The sequence below is a fragment of the Streptomyces sp. NPDC127100 genome (assembly GCF_042724095.1).
Lineage (GTDB): Bacteria > Actinomycetota > Actinomycetes > Streptomycetales > Streptomycetaceae > Streptomyces.
Genome location: NZ_JBHXFL010000022.1, coordinates 1 through 12,595, shown reverse-complemented (window position 1 = coordinate 12,595; position 12,595 = coordinate 1). Strand labels below are relative to the sequence as shown.

Genomic DNA, 12,595 nt, shown 5'->3' with positions numbered 1-12,595 from the left:
AGCTCAAGGGCCTTCGAAGCACCCCAGGACGGTCACCTGGTCGAAGCAGCGCGCCTGCACGTCCTTCCTCGCGATCGTCCAGAAGACGTCACCGCCGATGTGGTAGTTACCGAAGTCCAAGACGCCGCCATACCATTGAGCGAGAAGCGCCCAGTCGTCGGGACGAGGCCGTGCCCATGGGCTGGCCCGCGTGCCCTCCGGCTTTCCTGCCCTTCGTGCCGCCATGGCGGCGGACGCGGTGATGGGGTCGTCCTCGCCGTAGGAGTCCCTGGAGTATCCGTCGATCTGCAGGTGAGTCTCGTCGCGATGGTGCCTGCCCTCGTAAAGCACGGCTGACCAGGCCTGGCGCAGTTCTTTGGCGTGCGGGTGCTCGACGGGGTCGATAAGCACCTCGTTGTCCGGCAGGGAGAGGTCGTACTTCAGCCGTAGCTCTGCTCGGTCATAGCCGTCGTCCCCAGGGCGTTCATCGAGAGGTGTGCCGGCGGGGACGTACATCACTCGGCCGGAAGCGTCAAGGTCGTCGGGATGGAGTCGGGCGAAGAAGAGGAGCCGGCCGTCGGGGGGCAATACCAGAGTCGTTGCGTCGTCGGGCAGCGCGGCGAGGTCCAGCATCGCGATCAGGCTCAGCCCTGCCGGGAGTTGGGGAGCGTCGGCGGGGAGCAGGTTGGGCCCGCCGAAGTGGCCCACGACCGGCCCGTCCACGGTGGATGCCAGGGTGGCACAGGGGCGTGCGGCCTCGAGCCACCTCTCCACCTCGCCGGACGGGACGCCGCCCGCGAGCGCCTTCTCACGGAACCGGTTCATCTTGTCGAGCATCTCGGGTTTCATACGGTGAACATAGTGGCGAGCACTGACCCGTGGGCCGGACCATGACGTACACCGGGAAACTGCCGGTTCCCCCGGGGCAGCGGCCGCCGACGCAGACCCGCAGTGGGCGGTTCGTAAGGTGATGTCCGCTTCTGCTCGAGGCTGGATCGAGGCCGCTGAAGGGCTCTGTCGCCCGTTGCTTTCCGGCGAAGTTGCCCGTGTCGGCTTCGACGAAAATCCCGAGTTGACCAGGCGTTTTGGGCTTGGCGCGGGTGCGGGCGAGTTGGCTTGCTGGTGGTGTCGGCTGGAGAAGGGGATGCGGTGGGGGGCGTCAGGCCTGAGGGGCGAAGGCGCGCGCTGTTGATGAGTGGCGGGACGTTCATGACCTGCTGGATGCCGTTCGGCAGCGGCCGAGCGCATGGGTGTGTAACGGCTCGTTGCAGGAACTGGCGGTAATGATGTTCGGCTACCACCTCGCTCTTCAGGTCCACGATGTCGATGAGGAGTTCGTGTTTCATCGTGCAACTCGGGCACGCCCGCCGGCGCGCCTCCAGCCGGCAAGGGCAAGGGCAGGGGCAGGGGTAGGGGCGATCCGTCGGCGTCGAAGTGCACCCACCCCCCACCGCAGCCGCCGGACACCAACTTCGCGGTGCAGGAGGGGGGGGAGTAGGGTGGCAAGGGCGCGCGGTCTACCAGGCGAGCTGCCCAGAGACCGGCGGAGCCGGCGTTACCTAGATCCCCGACGGCGCCGACCCGGCCGCGCCCGTGCCCGATCCGAAGGTCCTCGCACAGCGTGCGGTCGACTCGATGAAGCTCACCGGCTCGGACATCGCCCCTCCACGCCCGGCGGGGCGGTACACGGTGGGGGTACCGATGCAACTGTGGGTCCGCCAGGGTGAGACCACCCACGGACCGGCCACCGCGACGGCCTCCGCAGGCGCGGTCACCGTGACCGCCACCGCACAGGTCACCTCGATCCGTTGTTGGACCACGGGCGACGGCACCCCCATCACCTGCACCGGCCTCATGCCCCCGTTCCTCGTGACCGGCTCGGCTTGTCGGCGTTAGCGAGACATAGTGCCGCAACCCATCGCGGCTCACGGCTTGAGGACGACCTTCTCACAGTGGTCCTTCTTGTTCTTGAACAGGTCGTAGCCGGTCGGAGCCTCGGTCAGGGGCAGCCGGTGGGTGATGATCCGGGTGGGGTCGATCTTGCCCTGCTCGATCAGGCCCAGCAACGGCTTCATGTACTTCTGCACGTGGCACTGGCCGGTCCGCAGGGTCAGTGACCTGTTCATCCAGGCACCCGCAGGGAACTTGTCGATCATCCCGCCGTAGACGCCGATGACCGAGACCACACCGCCGCTCCGGCAGGACATGATGGCCTGGCGCAGGGCGTGCGGCCGGTCGGTCTCGGAGCGGACTGCCTGCTTGGCACGGTCGTAGAGGTGGACGTGGGAGGCGCCGTGCGTGGCCTCCAAGCCGACCGCGTCGATGCACTTGTCAGGGCCACGGCCGCCGGTGAGTTCGAGCAGGGCGGACCGTACGTCGGTGTCCTCGAAGTTGATGGTGGTGTAGCCCTGGGCGGCGGCCATGTCGAGGCGGTAGGTCTCCTTGTCGATGGCGATGACCCTTTCTGCGCCCAGGACCCGGGCGCTGTCCATGGCGAACTGGCCGACCGGCCCGGCGCCCCAGACGGCGACGACGTCACCTTGCTTGATGTCGCACATGTCGGCGCCCATGTAACCGGTCGGCAGGATGTCGGACAGGAAGAGCACCTGCTCGTCGGTCAGGTCCGACTCGATCTTGAGGGCGTTGGCGTCGGCGAGCACCACCCGCGCGTACTCGGCCTGGCCGCCGGCGAAGCCGCCGGTGAGGTGTGAGTATCCGTAGATGCCGCAGGTGGGATGACCGAACATCTTCTCCGAGATGCCGGCGTTGGGGTTGCTGTTCTCGCAGCACGAGTACAGCTCCGCGCGGCAGGACGCACAAGCGCCGCAGGCGATGGGGAAGGGCACCACGACCCGGTCGCCGACTCGCAGCGTGCCGTCGCTGATGCCGGGGCCGACCTCGACGACTTCTCCCATGAACTCATGGCCCAGGATGTCGCCCTTCTCCATGGTGGGCACATAGCCGTCGACCAGATGGAGGTCGGAGCCGCAGATCGCCGTCGAGGTGATCTTCACGACGGCGTCGCGGCGGTTCAGGATCGAGGGGTCGGGGACATCCTGCACCTCGATCGAGTTGCGTCCCGTCCAGCAGGTGGCCTTCATGCCAGGGCCTCCTTCAGTTCGTCCTCGGTCAGCGGCCGGGCAGGGTGCTGCGGAAACTCGCCCCGGGCCCGCTTGCCGCCGGGTGCGCCCTCGGAGCGGACGACCTCACCGGTTTCCGCGATCTGTTTGAAGCGGCGTAGGTCGTCGTCCAGCTGCTGGTGAGGCTCCTCGCCGAAGTAGCGCGCCGCCGCCTTGCCCAGCGCTCCGCAGGGAAGTTCGTAGCGCAGGGTCACCCGTATCTCCGTGCCCTGGCTGCCGGGAGCCGGCACGAAACGGGCTTCGCCGGAGTTGTCGACGTCGGCACTGTCCACCGACCGCCACGCTATTAGCCGGCCGGGGATGTCCCGGATGATCTCGGCGTCCCATTCGACTGTCTTGCCGAACGGCGCGCTGGCCTTCCAGTGACTGGTGCGCGGGCCGGTCACCTGCACCTCGTCCAGGTGGACCATGAAATCCGGCAGTTGCTCCAGGTCCTTCCAGAGGGTGTACGCCTCGTCCGGGGATCGGGTGACGGTGGTGGATGCGGTCAGTTCCATGGGCGTGCTCCAACGAGTGCGGGTCACGGCCGCGTAGACGTCCGTGGCTGTGATGGCGGTGACCGCGGCCGTCGCAGCGACGGTGCGTCCCAGGCCGCGACCGTCATGGTTCTTCAAGGCCCGGGCGAGCAGGGTCAGATCCAGGAGGTCGCCACCGACGCGGCCCCACAGCCAGATGGGATGCGGCCGTCCCAGCAGCCCGGTCGCCGCCGCCAGTTCGCGGACGCCGACGGCTGCCGTGGCCGATCGGTGCCGGGGGGCGTCGTCCACGCCCAGGGCCCGCGCGAAGTCCGCCGGGGCGACGACCTGGGGCACGCCCAGGAGCGCGCTGGCCCAGCCGAGGCCCCGCACGAGCGGATCGTGTCGCAGGCGGGAGGCAGAACGGGTGTCTGTTGTCATCAGTGCTCCTCACGTGCGGCGAGGTGAACGCCAAGCCGCTTCCACGGCCCGTCTCATAGCTCCGGAAGGGCTCAGGGCTCGGCCTGCCACTACTCATGACTCGGGCCGGGCTGCGGTAGACCGCCGTCCGTGCCGCAATGCCGGAAGCAGCCGACCGCCGGTGCCCGGCATTGCGGGAGATGCTGGCGAGGAAGGCCCGTATGGCCCCGGCCGAAACCGGAGCCGGCCGCCGGTCGTCGTCCGCGCAGTGTGGTGCTGGAGCGGCTGACGGCCCTAGTCTCCTCACTACTTGTGACCGTTGCTGTGGCCGTTGGGATGCAGCACTACCTTCGTCCAGCCCTCGTCACGGGCGTCGAAGTGCTCGTAGGCAGTGGGGGCCTCGTCCAGGCTGAGCTCGTGGGAGACGACGAAGCTCGGTGTCGCCTTCCCGCCGACGATCAGGTCCCGCAGCGCCCGGTTGTACCTCTTCACCGGTGCCTGGCCGGTCCCCATGTGCTGGCCCTTGAACCACATCATCCCGAAGTCGATGGGCACTTTGCCCTGGGCCTCCAGTTCCCCCTGAGCCTCCGTGCCGCCGGGATCCTCGGGCAGGAAAACGCCCACTACGCCGATGTCACCCGTGAACCTGACCGAGTCGATCAGGCTGTTCAGCGTGAGGCTGGCGTCCTCATGTCCCTCGGGGTCGTGTGCCTGGTAGCCGACGCACTCACAGCCGTTGTCGGCGCCCAGACCGAGGGTGGCTTCCTTGACGACCTCCGCCGGGTCCTGCTCGGCGGTGTTGATCGGGATGGCCCCGATCTCCTCCGCCTTGCGCAGCCGGTCGGGCTGGTGGTCGGCCACCCAGACGCGGTCGGTGCCCTTGAGTACGGCGGAGTAGGCCGCCATCAGCCCGACGGGACCGGCCCCGAAGACGATCGTCTGGTCGCCCGGCTTGACGTTGGCCATCTCGGTGGCGGGGTAACCGGTGGGGAAGATGTCGGCGAGCATCACGTAGTCCGTCTGCCGCTCGGCGGCGTCCTCACCCAGGCGCAGCGCGTTGAAGTCGCCGTAGGGCACACGCAACAGCTCGGCCTGGCCGCCCTGGTAGGGACCCATCTCGGCGAACCCGTAAGCCGCTCCCGCGAGGGCCGGTTCCGGCTGCATGGTCAGGCAGTAGTTGGTCAGCCCCCGCTCGCACTGCTTGCAGAAGCCGCAGGCGATGTTGAAGGGCAGAACTACGTACTCGCCAACCTGGACCTTGCGCACGGCCGAGCCGACCTCCACGACCTGGCCCATGTTCTCGTGCCCCAGCGTGCGGCCGGACTCGAACGAGGTGCGGCCCTCGTACATGTGCAGGTCCGAACCGCAGATGTTGGTGGTAGTGATCTTGACGATGATGTCGCAGGGGTGCTCGATCTTCGCGTCCGGTACGTCCTTCACCTCGACCGTTCGCGGTCCTTCGTATACCGCTGCCTTCATGATGACTTCCCTGGATGTCGCTGCATGGCGGTGATGGAGACGGCGTAAGGAGCCTGGCTCTCGACCCTGCGAGGACGGAGTCTGTGGTTCGCCACGCCTGTGCGAGCCGTTCATCTGGATCAGGGAGAACGGTCGTTTCACCCGGTCCGCCGGGCGGAGCCTCGGTGCTCCGGTGGCTGCAGTGCGGGTCCCCGTCAACCTACGGCCGAAACAGTTGTTTATAATATGAATTGGTGGCATTTTTTGCCAGGACGATCACCAATCAGAGCTGGCACCTCCGGCTCTCATCACCTGCTAGTCGCCGTCATTCCCGAGCAAGTGACGATGTTCCTGTTCACGCCGGGATAGGCGGCCGCTCGGATCGCCTCGTCGCCCACCAGGCCGACGCGCCGGCGCACCAGCAGCCGTGGCAGCCGAAGCAACTGACCAGGCCGGCGTCCAGTAATCCGAGACAGCTTCCCCCCGAAGGGCCTCTTCCGAACAGCTCATCTGTACCAGGCCTTGAGTTCCACTGGGAGCGGCTCATACCGGGACGACCCGGATGCTCGTGTAAGCGGGCGGGCGACGGTGCCTGTCGCGCGGTTCCCGGCGCGATCAGGTACTCAGGAACGGTGAACAAGGACGCGACCGACCCCTTCGTGCATGTCCGGGGCGCCCGTGAGAACAACCTGCGGAACATCGATGTCGACGTTCCGCGGGACGCGATGGTCGCCTTCACCGGCGTCTCCGGTTCGGGCAAGTCCTCGCTAGCCTTCGGTACGCTCTACGCGGAGGCCCAGCGGCGCTACTTCGAGTCCGTAGCGCCGTACGCCCGAAGGCTGTTGCAACAGGTCGGCGCACCGCACGTGCAGGAAATCACCGGACTGCCACCGGCCGTGGCCCTGCAGCAGCGACGCGGGTCGCCAAGCGCGCGCTCGACGGTCGGCACCATCACCACGCTGTCCAATCTGCTGCGTATGCTGTACTCCCGCGCGGGCACCTACCCGCCTCGGGCCACACGGCTGGAAGCCGAGTCGTTCTCCCCCAACACCGCGGCGGGCGCCTGCCCGGAGTGCCACGGACTGGGCGTCGTGCACGACGTCGCCGAGGACCTGCTTGTCCCGGATCCCTCGCTGAGCATCCGCGAGGGGGCGATCGCCGCCTGGCCGGGCGCCTGGCAGGGCGCCAACCTGCGCAGTGTCGTGAGCGGCCTGGGGATCGACATCGACCGACCGTGGCGCAGGCTCAGGAAGAAGGACCGGGACTGGCTGCTGTACACGGACGAACAGCCCTCCGTGTACATCGAGCCGGAGGAGGACCGCGTCGACTACGGCTACCAGGGCAAGTTCTGGAGCGCCCGCAAGCACGTCATGCACGTCCTGGCCGACTCGAAGAGCGAGAAGATGCGCGAACGGGCGCTCCGGTTCGTCAGGGGTGTGCCCTGCCCCGCCTGTCACGGCAGCGGACTGCGGCCCGAGGCGCTCGCCGTGACCTTCGCCGGGCATTCCATCGCCGAGATCAACGCGATGCCGCTCACTGAGGTCTTGGCGCTGCTGCGGCCCGTCGCGGGACGGTCCGAGGCCGACGCCACCACAACGACCGCCCGATCCGGTGAGACGACCGAGGTCGCGGTCCGGATCTGCGGCGATCTGGTCGCGCGGGTCGACGTACTGCTCGACCTGGGCCTCGGATACCTCAGCCTCGGGCGCCGCTCGACGACCCTGTCGCCAGGCGAGGCGCAGCGCCTGCGGATCGCCACCCAGCTGCGCTCGGGGCTGTTCGGCGTCGTCTACGTCCTCGACGAACCCTCCGCGGGCCTGCACCCGGCTGACGCGGAACCGCTGCTGGATGTGCTGGACCGCCTCAAGACGGCGGGCAACTCGCTGTTCGTCGTGGAACACGACATGGACGTCGTACGGCGGGCCGACTGGGTGGTCGACATCGGCCCCGGTGCAGGTGAGGGCGGCGGACGCGTGCTGTACAGCGGTCCGGTCGCCGGCCTTGAGCGGGTCGGGGAGTCCGCCACGAGCCAGTACCTGTTCGGACGCGCCCAGCCGCTCGATCACCGCCCGCGCGCACCGCACGGCTGGCTGCACCTGCGCGGAGTCTCCCGCCACAATCTGCACGACGTGTCCGTCGACGTACCGCTCTGCGTACTGACGGCGGTGACGGGCGTGTCCGGTTCCGGGAAGTCGACGCTGGTGACGCAGGTGCTCGCCGAGGTCGTCCGCGGCCACCTCGGACTCGTACCCGAGGGACCCGACGACGCGCAGTTGGAGGTCGACGTCCAGGACGCGTCGGGGGTCGAGTCGTTCGACCGGCTGGTCCGGGTCGACCAACGGCCCATCGGCCGAACACCCCGGTCCAACCTGGCCACGTACACCGGAATGTTTGACGCGGTGCGCAAATTGTACGCGGCAACGGACGAAGCCAGAGCGCGCGGCTACACGGCCGGGCGGTTCTCCTTCAACGTGCCCGAGGGGCGGTGCGAGACCTGCCGGGGCGAAGGGTTCGTCGCGGTGGAACTGCTGTTCCTGCCCGGCACCTACGCGCCGTGCCCGACCTGCGACGGCGCCCGATACAACGCCGAAACGCTGGAAGTCAGCTACCGCGGCATGAACATCGCGGAAGTACTGGCGCTGTCCGTCGACGCCGCAGCCAAGTTCCTGTCCGCCGTCCCGGCCGCATCCCGCAGTCTGGAGACGTTGCGCGAGGTGGGACTGGGGTACCTGAGGCTGGGCCAGCCCGCGACGGAACTGAGTGGCGGTGAGGCGCAGCGCATCAAACTGGCCACGGAACTGCAGCGAGCCCGCCGTGGGCACGCGCTCTACCTGCTCGACGAGCCGACGGCGGGGCTCCACCCCTCGGACATCGCGCTGCTGCTGCGACAGCTGCACCGGCTCGTCGATGCCGGCAACACGGTCGTCCTCGTCGAACACGACCTGGCCACCATCGCCACCGCCGACTGGGTCATCGACCTCGGACCGGGCGGCGGCGACGCGGGCGGACAGGTGGTCGCGGCGGGCCCGCCGGTCAAGGTGGCGAAGGCCCGCCGCAGCACCACCGCACCCTATCTCGCGGCCCGGATCGCGCGCTCCTGACGACAGGAACGTGATCGCGAATCCCCAAGCACCCGCGGTGCGACCCGGTGGCCGGGTGGTCTCGCGCACCAGCGCGGTGCGCGAGCACGCCGACCTCTCGGCAATAGCTGGACCCGACCCGCCGTGGCAGTTCCGCAGCCAGGCGTGAGCGGTCGCGTGTGGCAAGAATGACCCATGCACATTGCGATCGCAGGTGGACACGGAAAGATCGCGCGCCGGCTGACCCGGCTGCTCTCGGCGCGCGGAGACAACGTCACAGGGCTGATCCGCAACCCAGACCACGCCGACGACCTGCGCGCGGACGGCGCGGAACCGGTGGTGTGCGACCTGGAGCACGCCTCGGTGGACGAGGTGGCCGGCCGCCTTGGCGGCGCGGACGCGGCATTGTTCGCCGCGGGCGCTGGACCGGGCAGCGGCGCGGCCCGCAAGCAGACAGTGGACCGGAACGCGGCCATCCTCCTCGCCGACGCGACCGAGCGCGCCGGGGTGCGCCGCTTCCTGGTGATCTCCGCGATGGGCGTGGACCGCCCGCCGCCGCCCGGCACCGACCCGGTGTTTGCCGCCTACCTGAAGGCCAAGGGCGAGGCGGACGCCGACATCGCCTCCCGTCCGGGACTGGACTGGACGATTCTGCGCCCGGGGATGCTGACCGACGACCCCGGCAGCGGGCGCGTCACGCTCGCCGAGCACACCGACCGAGGCCAGGTTCCGCGCGATGACGTGGCTGCGGTGCTCGCCGCCCTGCTCCACGAGCCCGGGACCGCCGGGCGCATCCTCGAGCTCATCAGCGGGTCCACTCCGGTCGAGGATGCGGTGCGCGCCGTCGCCGGCGGCTGACGCCGCACTCCGCCCTCGCCGGGTGAGTCCGCTGCCGATGCCCGGAACTCGCTCCGGGCTTGTCCAGCAGGGACATGAGCTGGGTGATGCCGTTGCGGTTGCCGCCGGTCAGCGAGACTGCGAGCGGGATGCCCTGGCCGTCGGTGAGGACGTGGTGCTTGCTGCCCGGCCCGTGCGCGGTCGACCGGGCTGGGTCCGTTTTTGGGCCGCGCCGAGCGGCCCGCACGTGGGAGGAATCGATCACCGCCCTCGAACATTCCAGCTTCTTCGCTGACCGCAGCTTCTTCGAAAACACCAGGTGCAGCTCGTCCCGCACGCCGGCCTCGTTCCACGCGGCCTGCCGGTCCGGGACCCGCGGCTGGCCCTTCACCGGCTTCGGACCGGCTCGGGCAGCAACGACTTGATGAGCGACCACAGTTCGTCCGACACGATCCACGGCCGAGACTGTCGTTTCCCCACGAACAGCCCAACGACCACCCAAGCCGACGGTCACTTGATCGACAACTTCTGTTAGGACCTCCAAGGAGCAGCGCGGCAGGCTACGGAGGTGTACAGACATGGAACGAGCGGCAATCCGGTCGGTCCCCGTCAGGACGAGTCGGCCCGCTCGTAAGAGGTCAGCCCAGCACTTCTTCGATCGGGGCGTCGGCGTCCACGTAGCGCACGAGCTTGCGGTTCGCGAATTCCACGATGCCCACGTCGCCGAGTTCGCGCCCGTAGCCGGAACGCTTGATGCCGCCGAAGGGCAGCTCCGGTCGGGACGCGGTCGGGTGGTTGATCCATACCATGCCCGCCTCCAGCCGGTCCGCGACCCCGCGAGCACGTTCCGGGTCGGCGGCGAAGACAGCGCCTGCCAGGCCATAGGAGGAGGTGTTGGCCAGTGCCACGGCTTCGTCCTCGTCGGCGACCCGGTAGACCGTTGCTACGGGCCCGAAGAGCTCTTCCCGGTAGGCCCGCATGTCCGGTGTGACGTCGGTGAGAAGGGTCGGCTCGACAAAGGCGCCCGGCAGGTCGGGCCGCCCGCCGCCCAGCACCACCGTGGCTCCCTTGTCCACCGCGTCACGAACCTGCTCCATCAGGAGGTCGGCCGCGGCCTCGGAGGACAGCGGGCCGAGCGTGGTGGCGGGGTCGGCCGGATCTCCCGGTTGCACCTCGCTCATCCGGTCACGCAGCCCGGTGACGAAGGCGTCGAAGACGTCGGCAAGAACGATGAAGCGCTTGGCCGCCACGCAGCACTGCCCGGTGTTGCCCATCCGGCCGAGAAACGCGGCGTACACGGTGCGCTCGAGGTTGTGGTCGTCCAGTACGACGAAGGGATCACTGCCACCCAGCTCGAGGACGGACTTCTTGACATTGCGGCCGGCGATCTCGCCCAAGCTCACGCCCGCCCGCTCGCTTCCGGTCAGTGACGCTCCCTGTACTCGAGAATCATCGATGATCTTCCCGACGTCTCTGCCCTGCACAAAAAGATTGGTGTAGACCCCGGTCGGCACACCCGCATCCGTGAACAGCTCCTCGAGTGCCAATGCGGACTGGGGGCAGCTACTCGCGTGCTTGAGCAGGATCGTGTTGCCGAGGACGAGGTTCGGACCCGCGAAGCGGACGACCTGGTACAGCGGGAAGTTCCACGGCATCACACCGAGAAGGACGCCGAGCGGCTCGTTCACCAGCACGGCCTTGCCGTCGGGCACCGGCAGGCGTCGTTCTTCCAGCAGCTCGGGACCGTGCTCGCCGTAGTAGGTGAGGATGTCGGACGCGAGGTCGACCTCAGCACGACTCGAGTCGATCAGCTTGCCGACCTCAAGGGTCAGAAGGTGCGCCAGTTCCTCCTTGCGCTCCCTCATGAGCCGGCCGGCGAGTTGCACGAGGGCCCCCCGGTCGGCCGTCGACCGGGCACGCCAGTTCGGGAAGCTACAGTGCGCCGCGTCGATCGCGCGCCCCACGTCCTCCGCGCTCAGCGCCGGGAACTCACGAACCCTTTCACCGGTGTACGGGTTGACCGTGGCGATGGGGCTTCCCTGGGCAGTGACATGGGCGTCCATGACGCCTCCCTGGAGTCGGGCCACCTCGGGTTTCCACGCCAGGACCCGCTCACACGTACTGATTCGTCCCATGCCACGGCAAGCTGTGGCACCCGGGTCCTCTCTGGTTCGCGTCACATGCGCGGAGTCGCCGCCCGAGCTCGGCTACATCGTGGGCGCATTGACGTGCCCGAGACTTCGACCGGCAGATCCGTGCGTGTCGTGGTGTCGGGCGATCCCGGTCTGCCGTCCGAGATCGCCCGAGCTTTCGCCCCCCGGTTGCCCGACCATTTCCGCCGGGCAGTCCGTCAGCGGATGCTGCGGCAGATGTCGTGGCCGGATCGAGGCGACGCAGGGGGCCGGACACCACCGACCCTGCGACGCCGGGCCGCGGCCCGGCATCACAGGGCGATGACGTGGAGGTCGACCAGGTCCAGCAGCGCCCGCAGGGCCGAGCTGGGCCGCCGGGTCGACGACGTGCCGAGATACATGCTCCAGCGGAGCATGGTGCCGTCGACGTCCAGGACGTGCAGGCCGGGGGTGCGGGCAACGGCGAACGCGGGCAGGAAGGCGATGCCCAGACCGTGCCGGCATCGTCGCGTCGGTCGTACTGATCGTGTGGCGGGACCTGCCGGGGCTGATCGCCGGCAGGATTCTGAACGGTGTCGGGCTGGGGCTGATGGCCTCGACCGCGACGACGTACCTGCATGACCTCCACCACGAGGCGCGTCCGGAACGGACGGGTTCGGTGCTGCCCGGCATCGTGGCCACCGCCGCCAACCTCGGCGGCCTCGCCTCAGGGCCCCTGGTCGCCGGAGCCGCCGCCGAGTGGCTTCCCACGCCCCTGATCACCACTCAGGCGATCTTCACCCTCGCCATGGCGGGATGCCTGGCACTGGTGCTGTCCACCCCGGAGACCGTGGACCTGAAGCTGCCCGCGGCCCAGGTTCGTCCTGCGCCCCGGCGGCCGGCGGCCGGCGGACGTTCGGCGCGGCCGGCGCGCTAGGTGCCTTCGCCTTCGCGATACTCGGCCTGATCTCCTCCTTGGGAGCGAGCGTGCTCCACGGCACTTTGCACACCGACTCGCACCTCGTGGTCGGCCTGGCGGCCTTCCTCATGTTCGGTTCCGCGGCGGGGGGGCGCCCCTGTGGGGGGGCCCCCCCCCCCACCCCCCCGCCAGGCGC

The 12,595-nt window shown here is 68.9% G+C and carries 9 protein-coding genes; 3 read left to right on the top strand and 6 right to left on the bottom strand.

The window, feature by feature from the left end; genetic code table 11:
- Positions 1 to 3: 3 nt before the first annotated feature.
- From ACFWJB_RS20425 to ACFWJB_RS20410, 4 genes are all read right to left on the bottom strand, one after another.
- The gene (locus tag ACFWJB_RS20425) at positions 4 to 828 is read right to left on the bottom strand and encodes a DUF1963 domain-containing protein (RefSeq protein ID WP_386923796.1); all 825 of its coding nucleotides are present in this window, start codon (positions 826 to 828) and stop codon (positions 4 to 6) included.
- Between the two features lie 1,076 nt (positions 829 to 1,904).
- The gene (locus ACFWJB_RS20420; RefSeq protein ID WP_386923794.1) at positions 1,905 to 3,080 is read right to left on the bottom strand and encodes a zinc-dependent alcohol dehydrogenase; all 1,176 of its coding nucleotides are present in this window, start codon (positions 3,078 to 3,080) and stop codon (positions 1,905 to 1,907) included.
- On the bottom strand, positions 3,077 to 4,015 hold the full coding sequence (locus ACFWJB_RS20415) for an SRPBCC family protein (RefSeq protein WP_386923792.1): 939 nt from the start codon (positions 4,013 to 4,015) through the stop codon (positions 3,077 to 3,079). The genes ACFWJB_RS20420 and ACFWJB_RS20415 overlap by 4 nt, the downstream gene beginning before the upstream one ends.
- Before the next feature lie 285 nt (positions 4,016 to 4,300).
- A complete protein-coding gene (locus ACFWJB_RS20410; RefSeq protein ID WP_386923790.1) occupies positions 4,301 to 5,473 on the bottom strand; it encodes a glutathione-independent formaldehyde dehydrogenase in 1,173 nt (390 codons plus the stop codon).
- 611 nt (positions 5,474 to 6,084) lie between these two features.
- On the opposite strand from ACFWJB_RS20410, the gene uvrA reads away from it, so the two are divergent.
- On the top strand, positions 6,085 to 8,553 hold the full coding sequence (uvrA, locus tag ACFWJB_RS20405) for an excinuclease ABC subunit UvrA (RefSeq protein WP_386923789.1): 2,469 nt from the start codon (positions 6,085 to 6,087) through the stop codon (positions 8,551 to 8,553).
- Between the two features lie 174 nt (positions 8,554 to 8,727).
- Positions 8,728 to 9,390 carry an SDR family oxidoreductase gene (locus ACFWJB_RS20400; RefSeq protein WP_386923788.1) on the top strand — a complete coding sequence of 221 codons (663 nt, stop codon included), beginning with the start codon at positions 8,728 to 8,730 and terminating at the stop codon, positions 9,388 to 9,390.
- 617 nt (positions 9,391 to 10,007) lie between these two features.
- Here the strand turns inward: ACFWJB_RS20400 and ACFWJB_RS20395 are convergent.
- Complete coding sequence (locus ACFWJB_RS20395; RefSeq protein WP_386923786.1) at positions 10,008 to 11,432, bottom strand: NAD-dependent succinate-semialdehyde dehydrogenase; 1,425 nt, start codon at positions 11,430 to 11,432, stop codon at positions 10,008 to 10,010.
- A 380-nt stretch (positions 11,433 to 11,812) separates the two neighbouring features.
- Positions 11,813 to 11,944, bottom strand: a complete 132-nt coding sequence (locus ACFWJB_RS20390) for a hypothetical protein (RefSeq protein WP_386923916.1) — start codon at positions 11,942 to 11,944, stop codon at positions 11,813 to 11,815.
- 83 nt (positions 11,945 to 12,027) lie between these two features.
- On the opposite strand from ACFWJB_RS20390, the gene ACFWJB_RS20385 reads away from it, so the two are divergent.
- The gene (locus ACFWJB_RS20385) at positions 12,028 to 12,417 is read left to right on the top strand and encodes a hypothetical protein (RefSeq protein WP_386923784.1); all 390 of its coding nucleotides are present in this window, start codon (positions 12,028 to 12,030) and stop codon (positions 12,415 to 12,417) included.
- Positions 12,418 to 12,595: the final 178 nt, after the last annotated feature.